Origin of the sequence: Gilliamella mensalis (assembly GCF_900103085.1) — a bacterium.
GTDB classification, from domain to species: domain Bacteria; phylum Pseudomonadota; class Gammaproteobacteria; order Enterobacterales; family Orbaceae; genus Gilliamella; species Gilliamella mensalis.
This window is the reverse complement of record NZ_FMWR01000012.1, coordinates 65,603-85,521: the sequence shown is the minus strand read 5'-3', so window position 1 is coordinate 85,521 and position 19,919 is coordinate 65,603. Positions and strand designations below refer to the sequence as shown.

The following is a 19,919-nucleotide window of genomic DNA, read 5'->3' as shown; positions in this document are numbered from 1 at the left end:
ATAAAACTACTTACTAATAGTAGATTTCCATTCACGAACCCACGCTTTTTGATTCTGTTCAACCTGTTTAGAATCAAACTCTAGTGCTTTATTGACTGGTTTAATCTCTTTAAAAGCTTCGGATAATGGCGTATTGACTATAGGATACATGAAGTTTTTTTCAGCGATTTGGCGTTGAACATTCGGTGTTAATAAATATTTTAAAAAAGCACGTGCCAATTCTGGGTTCTGACTGTATTTGGTAATACCAGCAACTTCAACTTGTCGATAGTGACCTTCGTCAAAAATAGCCGCGGTATAACGATGATCATTATTATTCATAATATGAGCCACAGGTGAAGTGCTATAACTAAGCACAAAATCAGCTTCACCTTTTAAAAATAGACCGTAAGCTTCGCTCCAACCTTTGGTCACAGTCACAGTATTGTTAGCTATTTTTTGCCATGCAGATGCCGCATCATCACCATATATATTCTTTATCCAAAATAATAAACCTAAGCCAGGTGTACTGGTTCTTGGATCTTGATAAATAATCTTCCAATTGGCTTTATTATCAACTAATTCATGCATAGTGCGTGGCGGGTTACTAATCTTTTGCTGATCATAAATAAAGGCAAAATAACCAAAATCATAAGGCATAAAATTACTATCCCACCAGTCGGTATTTAAATTATTTGGCTTACTGATTTGATGAGGAATAACAATACCTGCCTGTTTGGCTTGATCTAAAAGGTTATTGTCTAACCCTAAGATCACATCGGCATTGGTTCTATTCCCTTCAAGGCGAATTCGATTTAAAACCGCCACCCCATCGCCTAATGCAACAATTTCAAGTTGGCAGTCGCACTGAGCTTCAAATCCTTTTTCAATCTCTTGCCCCGGTCCCCACTCTGAAATAAAAGAGTTATAAGTATAAACAGTTAATGTAGGTTTTACATTGGCAGCATTTGCCAAGAAAGGGACAGAAAACAATAAAGATAATAACAATTTTTTACAAAACATTTTGCCTCCAAAATAGCCAATAAAAGACAAAAGGTTTGAGCAAGTGGAATAACTCAAATCCCTCCGCTGGCATGATCCAGTTCAGGTTCGACGGGTTACGTTAGTCTATCTAACATTCTCAGCCCCACTGGGCACCCCGTTGAGAACATAAGTTAGTGTAGTGGTTAGTATGAGGATTGTAAATAACGAAACAGATAAAAGGTAATGAAAGCTTAAAAAAACATCATATTATTTTATAGATTTTATATTATTTTTAACAACAAATCCCCTTACCATACTAAATGCTTAAAAACAGACCGATATAAACTTGCCATTAAGCCTATCAATAACTTAATCTCAATTGTCTGTTGTCAGACATATTCCGACACAGAATAAATAACACTGTTAACGTTTAGGTATTGTGAAAAATCAGCGTGTTTTGCGTTATAAAAAATCTTAGGTATCAAATTGGTTTTATTGATATTTTTGTTTGATGATTTTGTTATGAAAGCAAGTGGCTTTCGGGCGAGAATTTAGTGTTTGATTAAAGTCTATTATCATTAAGCTAGCGTAGCAATTTTACTTAAATTTTATACATTCTTTTTTTATTAAAAAGAACCCTCCGCTTATACGAACAGTGACAATCCGACACTTTGTCGGTATTATATTGGCATTTTCTTACAATCAGTTAGGTTTAGTGTGAATATTCAACAATTATTAACGCAACGTGTTTCGCAAGCTATGATTATGGCAGGTGCAGATAAAAACTGCGACGCTCTAATTAAGCAATCAGCTAAAGTACAATTTGGTGATTATCAAGCGAATGGCATTATGTCTGTGGCTAAAAAAATGGGGATGCCCCCTCGAAATCTTGCTCAGGCGGTTTTACAACATCTTGATATTGATGATATTGCTGAAAAAATCGAAATTGCCGGTCCTGGCTTTATTAATATCTTTTTGAAAAATAGTTGGATTGCTGAACAAAACGAAGTTGCTATAAACAGTGATAAACTTAATATTACTTTACCTGCAAAATCACAAACAATTGTGGTTGATTATTCTGCGCCTAATGTTGCAAAAGAGATGCATGTTGGGCATTTGCGGTCAACCATTATTGGTGATGCTAGTGTCCGACTATTATCCTTTTTAGGGCATAACGTTATTCGTGCTAACCATGTTGGTGATTGGGGAACACAATTTGGTATGTTAATTGCGTATCTTGAAAAAATGCAAAATGAGCATGCCAATGATATGGCGCTATCTGATTTAGAATCCTTCTATCGCGCTGCCAAAAAACATTATGATGAAGACGAAGTGTTTGCCGAAAAAGCCCGTAATTATGTGGTCAAGCTGCAAGGCGGTGATGAGTATTGTCGTGATATGTGGCGAAAATTGGTTGATATTACCATGACGCAAAATATTGCCACTTATAAACGTTTAAATGTTACGTTAACAGTTGAAGACACCATGGGCGAAAGCATCTATAACAGTATGCTACCGGGTATTGTTGCCGATTTAAAACAAAAAGGGCTTGCCGTTGAAAGTGAAGGCGCAATAGTTGTGTTTTTAGATGAGTATAAAAACAAAGAAGGTGAACCGATGGGGGTTATCATCCAAAAGCGGGATGGTGGCTATCTTTATGCAACAACCGATATTGCTTGTGCAAAATACCGTTACGAAACATTACACGCTGATCGCATCCTTTATTATACGGATTCTCGCCAACATCAGCACTTGGAGCAAGTGTGGGCAATTATTCATAAAGCCGACTATGTGCCAGAATCTTTAAAACTTGAACACCATATGTTCGGTATGATGCTAGGTAAAGACGGTAAACCATTTAAAACACGTTCTGGCGATACCGTAAAATTAAATGATTTGCTAGATGAAGCTTGTGAACGTGCGACAACATTAATTCGTAGCAAAAATCCTGACGTAACTGAAAGCGAGCTTGCCGAAATCGTCGATGCAGTGGCTATTGGTGCAGTTAAATATGCCGATCTTTCTAAAAATCGTACCACCGATTATGTTTTTGATTGGGATAATATGCTGTCATTTGAAGGCAATACCGCACCTTATTTACAATATGCTTATACCAGAGTGTTATCAATATTTAAAAAATCGAATATTACCGAAGAAAGCTTAACAGGTAATATTAGTTTAGAAACCGATAAAGAGCGAGCCTTAGCAATTCGTTTAATTCAATTTGACGAAACTATTTCAACCGTGGCAAGAGAAGGTACACCACATGTTCTTTGTGCTTATCTTTATGACATTGCAACGCTGTTTTCAAGTTTTTATGAAAACTGCCCAATTTTAACGGCCGACAGCGAAAGCTTGAAGCAAAGCCGCTTGAAATTGGCTTGTTTAACAGCGAAAACACTGAAAATTGGTCTTGATATGTTAGGTATTAAGACGGTTGATAAAATGTAGTTAAACCGCCACCTATTGTGAATGCATAGGTGGCATTTTTGCTAATATATTTAGTATGTTAAACTTTCAAGTTACATGATTTGTTTAACAATATTAATCTCTAATCCATCAACATGATCTTTAGCAAAATTGGCAAATTCGATAAAATGAGGTGTTACATTATGAAAATCAATTGCCTGCTGTGAAGCCCATGTTTCGATCACAATAAAGATATTGGGGTTATCAATGCTTTGATTAAGTTCATAGCGTACACAACCTGTTTCGGCCCTGCTACCTGTGACTAATCGTTTAAATATCGGTTGAAATTCCTCATAAAATTCTGGTTTAATGGTAATTGTAGCTACAATATTTAATTGACTCATATTAACTCTCCTCTATTTCAAAATAATTGATTAGCACACTATACGCTTAGTATGACGAAGAATCTAAAATAGAATAATGAAATGAATAATCTCATTTTTGTGACGTTTAATTATTATTATTAAATAATAAGTTATCATTTAAATTCTTATTTTTATCGGTAATTAGCATTTTATAAAATGCTTTTATATAGTAGAAAATCTAAAAAATAATACTTTAACTATTTCATTTATTTATATATTTTATTAATTATAGTGCTTGCTATTATAAATATTTTGGTTAAAATTTTTGCAGTTTTTAATCGACAAGACGTAAGCACAATGAACACTTGTAAATCAATAATCCTAAACAATAAAATTATTGATATTTCTTTTATCCTCCTTTTTGGGGGATTTTTTTTGCCTACTCTGCTCGGTTTTATCCACTTTATTTAAAATGATTAAATTGTAGAGGCACATTATGATTGAACATAAAAATATGTTGTTAACCACAAGAGACCAAAGTTTAAAAGCCTATTTAATGAATAAAATTAAACAAAATGACGGATGGGTTAATGCACATATGCATGCCGATCGTGCTTTTACTATTTCGGTTGATAGTTTTGATGTTTATCAAAAACAGACCTTAATTGAAAAATGGGATACATTAGATAAAGTCAAAGCATCAATGAGCGAAGACGATTACTATCGTCATTTTAGTATGGCGGTTGAACGGATGATTGAGCAAGGCGTAAGTGCAATGGGATCGTTTGTTGATATTGACCCTATCGCTCAAGAACGAGCAATTAAAGGGGCGTTAAGAGCACGCGAAACCTATAAAAATGACATCACTATAAAATTAGTCAATCAAACACTCAAAGGCGTTATCGATAAACAGGCGCGTTATTGGTTCGATAAAGGTGCTGATTTAGTTGATATTATTGGCGGTTTACCACGTCGTGATGAGCGCGATCATGGTGAAGGAATGGGACTTAAACATCTTGATGTACTAATGCAAACAGGTAAATCATTAGGCAAAATGGTGCATGTACATGTTGACCAGTTTAATTCCCAAGATGAGATCGAAACGGAACAGCTTACCGATAAAACCCTTGAACATGGTATGCATGGTCGCGTTGTTGCTATTCATAGCATTTCGATCACAGCCCACAGTTTAGAATATCGCCAAAAACTCTATAAAAAAATGAAAGAAGCCAAAATGATGGTCATTGCCTGCCCTTTTGCTTGGATCGATAGCCCACGCCGCGAAGAACAAGGCCCTACTCGTAACTCACTCACCCCAGTTGATGAACTAGCTGCTGCTGGTATTCCTGTTGCCATTGGTACAGATAATGTTAGTGACTATATGTTGCCATTCTCAACTGGCAATATGTGGGAAGAGCTTAAATTGTTAGTGACCGGATGTCGTTATACTGATTTAGATAATGTAATTAATGTAGCAACCAAAAATGGACGAATGGTGCTTGGGCTTGAATAGCTAATCATCTTTATTAAATAAAAACCCCACAAACAAAATAATGTTGTTTGTGGGATGTTATTTTTCTTCGCATCACACAGATGTGATTAGATTATCTTTTCTAAAAATTTAAATATAAACTTCAATTAGTTATAAATATGAAAGATCTCTAATAATATCGTCAAACCGTGATTTTAGTTCGGTTAATTGCTGTTCTTTTGCTGCTTGAAGCAAGCTATCTTTAGTTTTCAACACTCCTTCACTATGGTTGCGCAAATTAGAGGGCACATTACCAGAATAGATATAATCATGTTTTGCCGATGTTTGAACAATGTCAAATTTTTTACTGTAACTATAGACGCCATGAACATCAATTTCAGTGGTCAAGGTTAATTTATTGCTATGTGTCACCGTTTTTAAATTAAATTGCTGATCTTTGTAGGTTTTAACTTGCTTTTTATTGCCGTTTTCGTCAGACACTTCAACAAATTTATCAAAGACTTGTTCGGTTTTGGTTTCATTATTAACTGATTGCCCAAGATCAGCAAATTCAACGTTTGTCGTAATTCGGATTGTAATATCTGCCTGACTTGGTTGATAAATAACAAATTCTATAAAGTCCTTACTTAAGATATCTAACACAAAAGATTTTAACTCTAAAGAATTATAATAAACTTTAATTTTTCCTTTTTTGGTATATTTATCTGCTTGTGAATTTGCATCACGAAATGATCCGTATTGACGATAAGTAGAAGCAGCCGAGGCGTAATATTTAGCAATTTCACGAAATTGATAACGATGCGTTGCAGTCTTTGCTAGTTGTTGTGCTTGTTCATAAGCAATCTCTGCTTGTTGAGTAGAGTATTTTCTATCATTATCTATAGAAAGTTTATCACTATCTTTGTACTTACCAAGCGGTTCATATACCGCCGATGCGTTATTAAATGCCTCGGCTGCCGCTTGATAATTACCTTGCCGTTCTAACATTTTGCCTTGATCATAATACTCTTTAGCCGCAAGTTGCATATATTTTGTATTGGCATTATTGTACAAACTTTCAATATTTTTATAGTTATATTGCTCAAGCCCTTTTCCATATAAATCGGCTCTTATTCTATAACTTTCACTGTCGGTGCCAGTGATTGAATTGCCATAATTGTAGTACTCTTTAGCAATATTTTGTTGTAATTGAGTAGTGTCATATTTGTTATCGAAAAAACTAATTTCTTGGCTATAAAAACGATCAGTTAATCGCATTTTCATGGCTAATAGGTTTTCGTAGCATTTTATTCGTGTGGCATAATCCGAGTTATTGGTGTTTAAAAGGCTTGTTTCATAATGTTGCATGACATTACTGACTATATTTTGCAGTCGTTGTATATCTTGTTTTCCAAATTCTGCAGGGTCTTTGTCCTCAATGCTGTCACCTAATAGGTTGATACTTTCTAAATATTTTCCTTCTTTATAAGCATCTTCTGCTGTACGTATATGGCAAGCAGTTAATAAAAACATAAAAAAAATAGCTATGATTATACGCATAATTTTCCTTTCAATTCATTTTAGTTTTGTGCTCGTTCATCTATTTATTTTGATGAAAACGCTATTAATTGAGCTTGATTAATTAATAAGCTAGTTAGTGAGTCTATTATAAATTCGCTCTAATTGATTAACTTTTTTTGCTAAAGTTGAGCAACAAATTAATTATCTTTATTAGTTAATGAGTGCGGTTATTTTGGGTATGAAAACAGATGAATTATACGTTATACAAGCACCCTTAAATAAGTTTTTTATTTAAGGGTGACAAAACGGAAGCTATTTTCGGGTTGTTTTTTGAGTTACTCGTTGGCGAGTAGTTCTAGCATTTTGATTGAATTTTACACGCTTAGGTCTTGCTATTCGTTTGTCAGAAGATGAACTTGTTGTAAAGCTTTTGGCTTCTGGTGGTAAACCGACTAGTTCACGTAAGTAATTGACTGAGTCAATGCCCAGTTCCATCCAAGTTCCACGCGATAATCCTTTGGGTAAAGTGATATTACCATAACGAATACGTAATAATCGGCTAACTTGCACCTCGATAGCTTCCCACATACGGCGCACTTCGCGATTACGTCCTTCGGTGATTACGACATTAAACCATTGGTTAAGCCCATCTCCGCCTTGTGCTTTTATCGATTGAAATGAGGCTGGACCATCTTCTAGTTGTATTCCTTTACGAAGCTGATTAATCTGCTGATCAGTCACATTACCAAATACACGCACAGCATATTCACGCTCAATTTCGTGCCTTGGATGCATTAAGCGATTAGCTAATTCACCATCTGTTGTAAATAATAATAAACCTGATGTATTAATATCAAGTCTACCAATATTGACCCAGCGAGCATTTTTTAACCTAGGCAAACGTTCAAAAACAGTGGCTCGACCTTGTGGATCATGACGTGAGCAAATTTCACCTTCCGGTTTGTAATAAGCGAGCACGCGACAAACTTCTTTCTCTTTGCTTCTAATCTGAACTAAATGCCCGTTGATACGTATTTTAGGGTTTGTATTCACATCTACGCGATCACCTAAAGTGGCAATTTTACCATCTACACTGATTTTACCCGCCATAATCATGGCTTCAATTTCGCGGCGCGATCCATTACCTAAATTGGCTAATATTTTTTGTAGTTTTTCAGTATTATCATGTACTGAAGTTTTTCGTGTCACAGTTGGTGCACTTGACGCTTTCGTTTTTTCATAAGATTGGCTTTCTTTAGCTTTAATGCTATTTTTCTTATTGCCCCGTTGTGGGTGTGTAGATCTGCTATTTTTCATATTATCCTCGCTGTTACCTTCTCAGGTATCATTTTTACTATTCACTCTATTGCCTAAATATCGACAATAAAAAATGGTCATTTATTCAAATGGCTTAGTGTCTCCACTTCCTTTACGAATAATTTCTGGATAGCTATTAGTTAAATCAATCACAGTCGTGGGTTGTTCTCCAATATAGCCTCCATGCACAATTGCATCAAGTTGGTGCCCTATTCTATCTTCTATTTCGTCGGGATCGGATTGCGCTTGGTCATCATTAGGTAAAATTAACGTCGTGCTCATTAATGGTTGCCCTAATAATTCAAGTAGGGCTAAATCAATTTTATTATCTGGTACACGTAATCCAATGGTTTTACGTTTTTCGTTCATTAATCGACGTGGCACCTCTTTACTAGCTTGTAAAATAAAGACATATTTTCCCGGTGTATTATTTTTTAATAATCGAAAAGTCGTATTATCAACAAAAGCATAGCAAGATAGCTCAGAAAGATCACGGCACATTAAAGTAAAATTGTGATGTTTATCCAGCTGACGAATTTGGCAGATGCGATCAACGCCATGTTTGTTATCCAGTAAGCAACCCAATGAATAGCCTGAATCGGTCGGAAAAGCGATAACACCACCGTCATTTAATATTTTAACAACTTGATCTAATAATCGGGTTTGAGGATTATCTGGGTGAATATAAAAAATTTGGCTCATAATTTATTCTATATCAATTTTTAGTGTTTAGTTCAATGCCATCAATATTTAGGCAAAACGTCAATATAAAGTCATTTAGTCTTAATTTATTTAGCATTTCCAATTATGCCAAATTGGCGTAACACTACCTGGCAATGGCATTGTTTTGCCTAAATCTAAATAATTAACTAAATCATGAAAATCCGAACCTTGCGATGCTAACATGTCGAATTCATTGGCTAATTTAGCTAGTTGATGTAAATCATCTTGCGTTTGCCTGCTTTGCGAAACCTCAATTGCATCACCACCACAGTCTTTAAATTCACTCAGTAATAATTTCAATTTAGTTAAGGTTAGATCATAACGACTTGGATGCGCAAGCACCGCTTGCCCTCCGGCCATGTGAATGGCATTAACCGCATCAGAAATGCTACACCATGTTGCAGGTACATAAGCATACCCCCCTTTACCTAGGTATTTTTTAAATGCGCGTTTGATGTCCTTAACATAACCATTAGCAACTAAAAATCTTGCAAAATGAGCTCGCGAAACAATGTCTCCTTTAGCAAATTGTTGTGCTTGTTGATAAGCATTTTCAATACTAACCTTAGCCAATTTTTGGCTTATTGCCAACGCTCGATTAATTCGTCCTTGCTCTTGTGATGATAACAGTGTCAATAATTGAGTATCCTCAATATCAATATTGAGTCCCACAATATGGATTTCGTTATTCTTCCAAGCCGTTGATATTTCAACACCACAAACTAATTTGATAGGCAAATTTTCACTAACAATTGTTTGTTGAGCTTCAAGTAAGCCTTTAACAGTGTCATGGTCGGTAATAGCCAAAATATCGATTTGGTTATCCACCGCTCTTTTGACAAGATCGCTTGGCGTTAAAACACCATCCGATGCCGTAGTATGAGAATGTAAATCAACGATCACTTTTTTCTCGAAAATTATTTTGAAACGTGTAATATACCACACAATTTGCATGACCACTAAAAGGTATATTATGAAAGATCAAATTATTCTTGCTCAGCAAGATACTAACGCTATTATTCAAGAATTGTTAGAAGATGGTAGCGATCCTCATGCGCTTTATATTATTGAACATCATGTTTCATCACAAAATTTTGATAAACTAGAAAAAATAGCAGTAGAAGCTTATAAGTTAGGTTATGAAGCAACCGATCCCGATGAAGATGTTGATGATGCTGGCAACGTTGTTATCGGTTTTGATATCATAGCCGAAAGCCCGCTTAATGCTGAATTAATCAATGCTCAAATTGCCGAAATCATTACCCTCACCGCCCAATTTGGCGTCAATTATGATGGTTGGGGCACTTATTTTGAAGATGGAAGTGATGACGATTTCGATGATAGTGAACTTATGGACACACTTCATTAACTTATTATCAATCTATTTTGTTATCAACTATTCTTATCCGTTAAACAACGGATAAGAATAGTTGATTAACTTAACCTATTTCAACTCTTCTATACGGCTCGTTCTTTTTTGATTTGGTGATACACTACGAACAGAGACTGTTTCGCCCTTCCTAATACCAACTGGTTCAGTGTAGAGATACCAATTTTTACCTTGATTGGTTGAATATTCAATGGTTAAACCAGGAAATACAATATTTGCTACTAATTTACCGTTTTCAATTTTAGCACCAGGAATGGGTAAGCGATAATCTATATTAGCTAAATCAAGTTTTTGTAGTTCACGCTGACCCACTAAATTTGCAAACCGAACCCAATCATTAAGTAGCTTTTGTTGATCAACATAATGCGTCGTTCCCTGAGCAAATTGACGATCTTTTTGGTAGCCAACTTCCCAATCAGCTTGATGCCAAGCTCTTTCGGCGACTGCTAACAAACGTGGAAACGTCATGTATTCCATTTTTTTATCTGTCCGAATATCTTCAGTCCAAATCTGAGCAGATATTCCATAGGCACCGGACCAATTCATTGTGCCTTTAGCCGTAAATGGATTACCATCTCGATCAACCGAGGTTTCTGCATTTTGTGGCAAATTATTTGGTGCAAAACTAAATATTTTACGTTCATCATTAAAGCGCGTTGCCCAATAGTAGCCACTCTCTTTTGGATTAACTTCATATGGCATATCTAAATAAACGTAATCAGGATTAGAAATGATCACTTGATAACCTTTATTGGACCACTCATTTGCAGAATCAAATCCCCCCCAATATAATGTATCCCAAAAGTTAACAGTCACCTTATCAACTGCAAAAGATTTTGCATTCTCAGCATATTTCATTCCATCTTGCCATGCCTGCATATGGTTAATGCCATGAGATTTTATTATCGAACTAACTTGTTGTGCAAAATAACTAGGTAAATGTTCAATATCTTTTACCTTTCCTTTTGACACAAAGGTTTGACAAGCTTGAGATTTTGCCCATGGATGATCTTCTATGCTTTGATCTATCGTTCCTTTAGCATCGATTTTATCTTTTACTTGTAGATCTTGATAACCTGCGCCTAAACGAATATTTTTAGCTTCATCGCCACCAAAATGCCAAGTGTGAAGCGGTTGACCTGCCTCAATATGCATTTTTGCTATTTCAGCAATAATTTTATTCACAAAACGTTTAGATGAATCAAGACAAGGATTTAAATAACTTAAGCGATTATAAAATTGTACTGTTGTGGTATTAGAGGTATCGGTTGGATCCACTAGTCGAAACTCATTAGCTTGTGCTTCTTTTCCATCTGCTACTAAACGTTTATAACGTGCCTCCATTGATACAATTGCGGCTCTGGCATGAGCGGGCATATCAATTTCAGGAATAACCTCGATAAAGCGTGCTTTCGCATATTTTACAATTTCTATATAATCTTGACGAGTTAAAAATCCTGATCCATTCGTATCACTTTCGGGACCCGAACCTAATTGCGGTAATAAACAATGTTGTTCAGTAAGATCATGGCAGCGTTTACTACCAATATCGGTTAGTTCAGGTAATCCTGGAATTTCAATTCGCCAACCTTCATCATCACTTAAGTGGAAATGAAACTTATTGAGTTTATATTTTGCCATTTGATCTAATAAACGTAATATGGCTTGTTTTGATTTAAAATTACGACCAATATCAAGCATAATGCCTCGATAAGCAAAACGCGGAAAGTCAACAGCATTTAGGGTTGGAATCAAATTAGAATGATTCACTTCAATGGTTGATAAAATAGATTGGATTGCATAAAAGATCCCTGCTTGGTCATAAGCGGTGATGACAGTATTATCATTTTTGATATTTAATTGATAAGCGCCCGATTGTCCTTTCTCAAATTTTTTAGGATTAATTGTGGCTTTTATTTTATAGCCTTGCCCCGTAACAGCGATATTTAACGCCTTAAATTGTGTTTGCAAAATAGCTAAACTATCTTTATTTAAGCCATCAAGGATCAAATTTACCCCATGATGATCAATGGAAACATCCTCTTTACCTATTGTCAGTTTGCTTGGCGTTGGTAAAATTTGTCCTCGTAGCGACTGGTAAGATAACTTATTAATACCATCATTATACTGAAAACGGCTAACAGGAGTCATGAGAATATTGTGATCATCTGTTGTTCTTTTCCACTGTTGTCTGATTGGCGCAACAAAAGCCGATAAATTGTCAGAACCAGTATTAGTATTATCAATGATTTTTGGTGTAGCATCACTTGATGTGATATACCAACGAGGCATGGCATCACTTTCACTTACCATCCAATATTCACCAATAACCGGAATATTTACCGTGGCATTAGCTGGAATCGAAGTGAATTTTTCTGTTGGCTCGATTTTATGAAGATCGCCAGTAATGTGGGTTATTTTGAACTGTTCATTATTTACCGCTAAAATCATACGAATGTTATTAAAATAGATAGCCCAATTTTTGTCCTTGATTGCCTGACCATTATTCTTTAACGAAATCAGCACTTTGTTACAAGCTGCCCAATCAGCACCTAAAGCTGAACAATTTACACCATGTGCTCCTGCTTGGTTGTCTATTACCTCATATTTCACATTGAGTTGTGAACTCATTGAGTCAACAATTTGTTGAGAAGCAAAAACAGATTGGGTTGCTCCCATACTTAACAAAGAAACAATTGAAGTAGCTAATATTGCTGTTTTTATCTTTTTCATCATTTTTACCTATTTTGGTTGAGCACTAAAAACAGTGAATGGAATTGTGACAATAAATTTAATATCTCGTTCATCTTGGAAGATATTACCGTATCCACCGCCCCAGCTTGGTATACTATTTGAGTGATTGTTATATTTGGTATAGTGCAATTGGAAAGCCGTATCTTTTGCCCAACTTTCTTGCACGGTATACCCTAAATCAAAGTTATATGCTGATTCAATCAAACGTTGTTTCTGATTGAATTGTCGATTAGTGCTTGGTTTTGCGTTCCAACCATAAGCATAAGAAGCACCTGTTTTCCAGCCTGCTAAATAGTAAGATAGATGGCTTAAATCATAAGTCACTTCAACAAACACTGCTTTTTCACCATTGGCATTAAAGTCGGAACGTGAATTCCACCATACATCTAAACGCCCATTTGATGAAGCATAATCAGGTGTCATACGTTGTAAAAAGAATCCTTGCTCACCTTCAGCTTTAACACAAACACCTTCAAGTCGAAGACCAACAGGACCAACTTGATAACCTAATGTCGCCGCTTGTAGCCATGCTAAACCATCATAAACATCCTTATCTTTATGAGACTGATCTGTAGCACCATAAAATTGATAACTCATGGTCAGAGGACGATCAAACACGTCCATTTTATAAGACACTTTACCAAAAAATTGGTTCATATAATTGTGCGCTTGACCAAATGCACTTTCTAGCACTAAATTATTTTTGAAGTCATACTTCAAGCCAGCAGAATGTAAATAATCAATTTTTTTACCCGCACCCCATTGTTTGAATTCATAGAGCTTTTTATACCATGGTGCTTTATATTTATCTGTCCACATGTAAGACATCGATAATACACCGGCTGTATCAAAATCAAGCGTGGAACCCAACTCGAATCCACGATAAGTGCCTGGTAATAAGCTCCAGTGTGGTGCCAGTAACGTTTGTCCCGAAGGTTGAATATAACCTGCTTTCAGCCAAAATAACTCATCGATTTTAAAATTCGCTTGTGCTTTATAAAAGCTAAGCCCACTAACGTCTTTCTTCCAATCTTCATCCCAACGAGTATGTGCACCACTAAATCCAATTTCATTTGGATGGCCGTTACCACCATTGCTTACTTCCCAAGCGCCATAACCACCGAGTTCAATTGCAAATCTATCAGCAATATAGCCTGATTTAAAATCTAAATTTGTATTGAACGAGGTGTGTCTTAGATTTTTTTCATACTTATGTGTATCAATATCTTTTCGTTCTCTATCTCGATTCCAAAAAAAGATATTACCCGTTAATGAAGCGTCATCTGTAAAATTGCTTTCATAAAGACCATAAACAGGCGTTACGCTCATTAACACAGAGACAGAAAAAATCAGTTTAGTTAAAAAATTAAATGATCGAGGTACTATTTGTGCATTATCGGTATTCATCGCTGTTTTCCTAAAATTATTCCGTTTAATTAACAATTGAATTGATCAACATTTCACTCACATCAGCAAGTGAAAGTACAAATTAATATTTAACTTAGAAGACACATTATTTTTTAGGCATATTTAAAACCAATTTAGGTCAATAAAAACCTCATCAATTGTGAAATAGGTTGTAAATATGTACCCTCATAATGCATAAACATATTTTATCTAGCAAATTAAACAATCTAAAATCGTGATCAAAATCACCAAAACAATCATTTTTCATACTGTTTTTAAGATAAAAATCACAACTTTTTTTATTTAGAAAAATAAAAAATATATTAGATTAATTGTTAAGACAATGCGAATATTGATATTAACCTTTAGGTTATAAAACAAGAATGGATTTAAATATGATAAATAAAATAAGAAAAGTAAAATAGTAGAGTGAAAAAAGAGGAATTGCTAAAGTTCCTCTTTTTATTGACATAAAAAAGAATAAGTCATTTACAATAAAATAGTATATTCTTTTAAATTAAAAAAACATGTTACCTTTAATTTTCAGTATCAATTTCATCAAAGCTTTTTACTAGTTCATCAATGGCTTTCATCTGTTTTAAGAAAGGCTCTAGTTTATTAAGTGGTAACGCGGATGGTCCATCACATTTTGCATGGCTTGGATCGGGGTGTGATTCTAAGAATAGTCCAGCAATACCAACAGCCATACCAGAACGAGCCAGTTCAGTTACTTGACCACGACGCCCGCCAGATGCAGCTCCCATTGGATCACGACATTGCAGTGCATGAGTAACATCAAAAATAACTGGTGAGCCTTTGCTTGCTTTTTTCATAATGTTAAAACCAAGCATATCAACTACTAAGTTGTCATAACCAAAACAACTACCACGATCACAAAGAATCACTTGGTTATTGCCCGCTTCTTCAAATTTTTCAACAATGTTACCCATTTGCCCTGGACTGACAAATTGTGGTTTTTTGACATTAATAACTGCACCTGTTTTCGCCATTGCAACAACTAAATCAGTTTGCCTTGCTAAAAAAGCCGGTAATTGAATCACATCAACCACATCAGCAACCGGTTGACATTGTGCTTCGGTATGGACATCAGTAATAATTTTAACGCCGAACTGTTGTTTAAGCTCTTGGAATATTTTAAGCCCTTCTTCTAAACCAGGTCCACGATAAGAATGGATTGATGAGCGATTCGCTTTATCAAAAGAAGCTTTAAAAATATAAGGAATATTCAGTTTATCAGTGACAGTGACATAATGCTCACAGATTTTCATTGCTAAATCACGAGATTCAAGTACATTCATACCACCAAATAGTACAAAGGGTAGATCATTGGCAACAGTAATGTCACCAACGTTTACTTTTTTTTGCTGCATAATAAAATTTTCCTAGTTAAGGTTTAAACCAGCGACCAAGTGTAACTCTATCATTACCACTATAGTCGGTGAAGGTTTCTACTAATTGAAATCCGTGTTGTTTAAAAATAGTTTGCACTGCCTCGCCTTGTTTCCAACCATGTTCTATCAATAACCAACCATATTGGTTTAAATGCTTAGTTGCACCTTGTACAATAAGTTTAATATCAGCTAAACCATCATCTTCAGAAACGAGTGCGCTTCTAGGTTCATAACGCACATCACCTTGTGATAAGTGAATATCGGTTGGTTCAATATAAGGAGGATTACTGATAATCATTGAAAATTTTCGATTTTTTATTGGTCTATACCAATTACCTTGTAAAAAATAGACATTATTTACCCCAATTTGCGTTGCATTTTGTTGAGCTAAAATTAACGCATCTTTATTCTTTTCAATTGCAGTAAATAAACAGTCTTGACGCTCAGTTGCCATAGCGATAACTATCGCACCGGTTCCGGTACCAAGATCCAATACTTCACAGGGCACTTTAGGTAAATACTCTAAACCTAATTCGACTAATTTTTCGGTATCAGGTCTAGGGATTAATGTAGCGTTAGAAACATTAAACTTTAAAGACCAAAACTCTTTTTCACCAGTAATATAAGCGATAGGTTCACCGTTTTGCCGGCGTTTTAAACATTCAGATAAAGCAATTAACTCACCATCAGTAAGCAATGTTTCGCTAAATGCCATTAAAAAGGTTCGCGTTTTTTGCGTAACAAAACTTAGCAAAATTTCAGCATCACGCTTTGGGCTTTCACTATCGGTTAACGTTTGAGATGCGCATTTAAGCCATTGTAAATAAGTCATTCATCTTGTTCCGATAAAGCGGCTAGTTGATCTGCTTGATATTCTTGTACAATTGGATCGATTAGCATCTCTAATTTCCCTGCCATCACTTCATCTAAACGATAAAGCGTTAGGTTAATTCGATGATCAGTAACTCGACCTTGTGGATAGTTATAGGTTCTAATCCTATCTGAACGATCGCCCGACCCTAATAAATTACGTCTTGTCGAGGCTTCTTCTTGTTGACGCTTGCGCAACTCTGCATCTTGAATGCGCGCAGCCAATACTGACATCGCTTTGGCTCTATTTTTATGTTGTGATCGCTCATCTTGACACTCAACCACAATACCTGTCGGTAGATGGGTAATACGAATAGCCGAATCAGTGGTATTAACATGCTGACCACCGGCTCCGGATGAACGGTACGTATCAATTTTTAAATCAGCTGGATTAATTTCAGGCATTTCGGCTTCAGGTACTTCAGGTAAAACAGCAACAGTACAAGCTGAAGTATGAATACGACCTTGCGATTCTGTTTCTGGCACACGTTGAACACGATGCCCACCCGATTCAAACTTCAAATGACCATAAACACCATCACCACTGACTAACATAATAACTTCTTTATAGCCACCATGCTCACCATCACTTGCGCTCATAATTTCAACGCGCCAATTGCGTGATTCAGCATAACGTGTATACATTCGGGCTAAGTCACCAGCAAAAATAGCTGCTTCATCGCCACCCGTTCCCGCTCTCACTTCGACAAAACAGTTATATTCGTCATTAGGATCTTTAGGAAGTAATAGCACTTGTAATTGCTTTTCTTGCACTTCAATTCGACTTAATGCTTCGTTTAATTCCTCTTGCGCCATTTCGCTCATTTCAGGATCGGATAGCATCATTTTAGCTGTCTCAATATCCTCTTGTGTTTGCTTCCAATCAGAAAAACACTTAACCACCCCAGTTAACTGTGAATATTCTTTAGAAAGTGTGCGAAAGCGATTTTGATCGGCAATAACCGAAGCATCAGACAACAATGCTTGAACTTCTTCATAACGCTCTTGTAGCGTTTCTAACTTACTGATAATTGAAGATTTCATAAAAATATATTTTAAATGATAGAAATTAATTAAATTTGTGGGGCATTATATACTCAATCTCCTTTAAAATACAGTTTGAGCTAGTTATCAGCCTTATATCGCATCATCACATAAACAATATATAGCAAATAGATGGAATAAATGAAATATTATATGTAATTAGCCAGTATATTAGAAACTTAATCTTAACTTCTTGAGTTTTAATTAGAACAATTTATACTATCTCCGTTTCTATTCTTATCAATTTCGTTAACTATAGTCTTTAGTTTTATCATCGGGCAGAGATTTTGTTCAGATGGATAATTAGTTACTGTTAGATCAAACTTAAACTAGCTTTATATTACTGTGAACAAAATTATTGACATCAGCAATACATCAGTTAGTTACTACCTAGATTTAATTAAAAAATGTATAACGCTAATATTTATAATTTAGAACTATCACTGTAGCATAAATAACATTGTACAAATAACAATTAACTAGGGTCATTCCGTTGAGGAATGATAAAATTAAAAACATGAAATAAGGATAAATGATGGCAAAGCAGATTAAAAAAAATGATATTTACTTAGCAATAGCTCTACTTATTATTATCTTTGGTGGATTTTTTCTTTTACAAGATGAACATAACATCGAGCAAACTCAAGAACATAACAATACAAACCATACTCAAGTTATACAAAATCAACATGATAGAATAGATGCAAATACAGCTCGATCGGTTGTTGATGCAACCAAACCTCAATACCCTATCCGTTTTATTGATAATACTACCATCTATGATATTAAAACAGGTCATATATATAAAGGAACTATAGATTTAGAACCAACCCTTGACAGAATTCAGAAAGGCGGTAAATATCCATATAGGAATGATGGTTCTGTTTTTAGAAATAGACCTGATGCATATACTGGGCAGCCTAGCTTACCAAAAAGATCGTCAGACTATTACCGAGAATATATTCATCCAACACAAAATGTTTCTGGACCAGGACCTCAACGAATTATCATTGGTCGAGGAGGTGAAATATATTACACCTTTGACCACTATGAAACATTTATTAGAATAAAGTAGGAATAATATAATGACAGATAACCAATTAGCATTTAAATTTATTAATGGTAAAGTCGCCTATAATACCGGTGAAGTTTTTTTTGCCAGAGTGAACCCTTCTATCGCTAATACCAAAGAGCTATTAACATCCCTTTACTATTTATTATGGTTTCCAGGATATTTTGGTTTTAATTGGAATGCTTTAGAAGATTGTTTAAATGATTTTGATTGGATTTGTCAAAAGAAGATTGTTATTGTACATGATATTATTCCTCAGCTTCCTGCTGAAGACTTAAAAATATATCTAGATATTTTAAATATAGCTATTTGCGATTGGCAAGAAGATGGAAAACATCAATTAGAAGTAGTATTTCAAGAAAAAGATAGGTCGATAATCAAAAAACTTTTATTATCGTAAGTATCAACACCAACAGAAAACGGATCTATTTTTTAGACCAATCACCTGTTGAATAATTGTTGTATACTTTTACTCCAATGGAACTCCCAAGTGTATTTTATCTTTTAATTGATTAATTATCGCTAAAATGATTAGCTACTCGCTAACAAACAGATGAGGTGACGGGTTAGCTAATCATTGATGCGTAGGTAAATCAACATTAGATCGATGCCTTAGAATGTTTTGATTAAACAAACCCAGCCATCAGCACTTTTAACCGAACAATAACGGACTATTGCGCTAGAAAAAATATAACGCTAAAAATGGTAAATAAAATACTAAACAAGTTGCATCTATCATTTATCAACACGCTAAGCCGATGCTGTAAACTTAAATAAAAAAACATTTAGCCAATTTTTCAATCGGTAAAGCTTGCGCATTAGTATCACAGTCTATCAGGTTATTATTCTGCCTAGCAGGAGCATCAGGCTAAACTGACATCACTGATAGAACGCATAAAAAAATACTATTGGTTCCATAAAGCACGTTTAGGTGCACCAATCTTGAAAGCTTTTTTACACGCTCAAAACCATATTATTTATGGCTGCTATTACCAATCACCGCTACAAGTCAATAAAGCGCTATTTGGCTATATTGAAACTTATTATAATTGCATTCACTAGTATGCCAATAATAGTTGGATATATGAACAATTGTATTACTAAGGCAAACAGTCTAGAGCGAATATTTTGGTGTAGACCCGTTGTTTGGAAGTTAACATAACCACTAACTTACCATGGTCTTTCTCTATTTAAGATCTGC

16 protein-coding genes and 1 riboswitch are annotated in these 19,919 nt (G+C 35.2%); of the genes, 5 read left to right on the top strand and 11 right to left on the bottom strand.

What is annotated here, in order from left to right:
* Nucleotides 1-6 precede the first annotated feature (6 nt).
* A complete protein-coding gene (gene thiB / locus BQ5209_RS06825) occupies nucleotides 7-1,002 on the bottom strand; it encodes a thiamine ABC transporter substrate binding subunit (protein ID WP_085247793.1) in 996 nt (331 codons plus the stop codon).
* 40 nt (nucleotides 1,003-1,042) lie between these two features.
* A riboswitch (TPP riboswitch) is annotated at nucleotides 1,043-1,151 on the bottom strand.
* A gap of 529 nt (nucleotides 1,152-1,680) precedes the next feature.
* On the opposite strand from thiB, the gene argS reads away from it, so the two are divergent.
* Entirely contained in the window at nucleotides 1,681-3,414 is a 1,734-nt protein-coding gene (argS, locus tag BQ5209_RS06820; RefSeq protein ID WP_085247792.1) for an arginine--tRNA ligase, read from the top strand.
* A 71-nt stretch (nucleotides 3,415-3,485) separates the two neighbouring features.
* On the opposite strand, the gene BQ5209_RS06815 is transcribed toward argS, so the two are convergent.
* Nucleotides 3,486-3,776 carry a putative quinol monooxygenase gene (locus tag BQ5209_RS06815; RefSeq protein WP_085247791.1) on the bottom strand — a complete coding sequence of 97 codons (291 nt, stop codon included), beginning with the start codon at nucleotides 3,774-3,776 and terminating at the stop codon, nucleotides 3,486-3,488.
* 457 nt (nucleotides 3,777-4,233) lie between these two features.
* On the opposite strand from BQ5209_RS06815, the gene BQ5209_RS06810 reads away from it, so the two are divergent.
* Nucleotides 4,234-5,250 carry an amidohydrolase family protein gene (locus BQ5209_RS06810; protein WP_208609975.1) on the top strand — a complete coding sequence of 339 codons (1,017 nt, stop codon included), beginning with the start codon at nucleotides 4,234-4,236 and terminating at the stop codon, nucleotides 5,248-5,250.
* 129 nt (nucleotides 5,251-5,379) lie between these two features.
* On the opposite strand, the gene BQ5209_RS06805 is transcribed toward BQ5209_RS06810, so the two are convergent.
* The 4 genes from BQ5209_RS06805 to rnm form a co-directional block, all read right to left on the bottom strand.
* A complete protein-coding gene (locus BQ5209_RS06805; RefSeq protein WP_085247790.1) occupies nucleotides 5,380-6,768 on the bottom strand; it encodes a hypothetical protein in 1,389 nt (462 codons plus the stop codon).
* 273 nt (nucleotides 6,769-7,041) lie between these two features.
* Nucleotides 7,042-8,046: a 23S rRNA pseudouridine(2605) synthase RluB gene (rluB, locus tag BQ5209_RS06800; protein WP_085247789.1), complete on the bottom strand. Its 1,005-nt coding sequence runs from the start codon at nucleotides 8,044-8,046 to the stop codon at nucleotides 7,042-7,044.
* A gap of 81 nt (nucleotides 8,047-8,127) precedes the next feature.
* A complete protein-coding gene (locus BQ5209_RS06795) occupies nucleotides 8,128-8,748 on the bottom strand; it encodes an L-threonylcarbamoyladenylate synthase (protein ID WP_085247788.1) in 621 nt (206 codons plus the stop codon).
* A gap of 90 nt (nucleotides 8,749-8,838) precedes the next feature.
* Nucleotides 8,839-9,672, bottom strand: a complete 834-nt coding sequence (gene rnm, locus BQ5209_RS06790) for an RNase RNM (RefSeq protein WP_208609974.1) — start codon at nucleotides 9,670-9,672, stop codon at nucleotides 8,839-8,841.
* 70 nt (nucleotides 9,673-9,742) lie between these two features.
* On the opposite strand from rnm, the gene rraB reads away from it, so the two are divergent.
* Complete coding sequence (rraB, locus tag BQ5209_RS06785; RefSeq protein ID WP_085247786.1) at nucleotides 9,743-10,138, top strand: ribonuclease E inhibitor RraB; 396 nt, start codon at nucleotides 9,743-9,745, stop codon at nucleotides 10,136-10,138.
* Nucleotides 10,139-10,213: 75 nt separating this feature from the next.
* On the opposite strand, the gene BQ5209_RS06780 is transcribed toward rraB, so the two are convergent.
* From BQ5209_RS06780 to prfA, 5 genes are all read right to left on the bottom strand, one after another.
* Nucleotides 10,214-12,892, bottom strand: coding sequence for a beta-N-acetylhexosaminidase (locus BQ5209_RS06780; RefSeq protein ID WP_085247785.1), 2,679 nt, complete (start codon nucleotides 12,890-12,892; stop codon nucleotides 10,214-10,216).
* A gap of 9 nt (nucleotides 12,893-12,901) precedes the next feature.
* Nucleotides 12,902-14,242, bottom strand: coding sequence for an OprD family porin (locus tag BQ5209_RS06775; protein ID WP_085247838.1), 1,341 nt, complete (start codon nucleotides 14,240-14,242; stop codon nucleotides 12,902-12,904).
* A gap of 614 nt (nucleotides 14,243-14,856) precedes the next feature.
* Entirely contained in the window at nucleotides 14,857-15,711 is an 855-nt protein-coding gene (gene kdsA / locus BQ5209_RS06770) for a 3-deoxy-8-phosphooctulonate synthase (RefSeq protein WP_085247784.1), read from the bottom strand.
* A gap of 16 nt (nucleotides 15,712-15,727) precedes the next feature.
* Entirely contained in the window at nucleotides 15,728-16,564 is an 837-nt protein-coding gene (gene prmC, locus BQ5209_RS06765) for a peptide chain release factor N(5)-glutamine methyltransferase (protein ID WP_085247783.1), read from the bottom strand.
* A complete protein-coding gene (gene prfA / locus BQ5209_RS06760) occupies nucleotides 16,561-17,646 on the bottom strand; it encodes a peptide chain release factor 1 (protein ID WP_085247782.1) in 1,086 nt (361 codons plus the stop codon). Before prfA ends, prmC begins: the two co-directional genes overlap by 4 nt.
* A gap of 535 nt (nucleotides 17,647-18,181) precedes the next feature.
* Between prfA and BQ5209_RS06755 the strand changes: the two genes are divergently transcribed.
* The gene (locus BQ5209_RS06755; RefSeq protein WP_167370324.1) at nucleotides 18,182-18,721 is read left to right on the top strand and encodes a guanyl-specific ribonuclease; all 540 of its coding nucleotides are present in this window, start codon (nucleotides 18,182-18,184) and stop codon (nucleotides 18,719-18,721) included.
* A 10-nt stretch (nucleotides 18,722-18,731) separates the two neighbouring features.
* The gene (locus BQ5209_RS06750; protein WP_208609972.1) at nucleotides 18,732-19,118 is read left to right on the top strand and encodes a barstar family protein; all 387 of its coding nucleotides are present in this window, start codon (nucleotides 18,732-18,734) and stop codon (nucleotides 19,116-19,118) included.
* Nucleotides 19,119-19,919 lie beyond the last annotated feature (801 nt).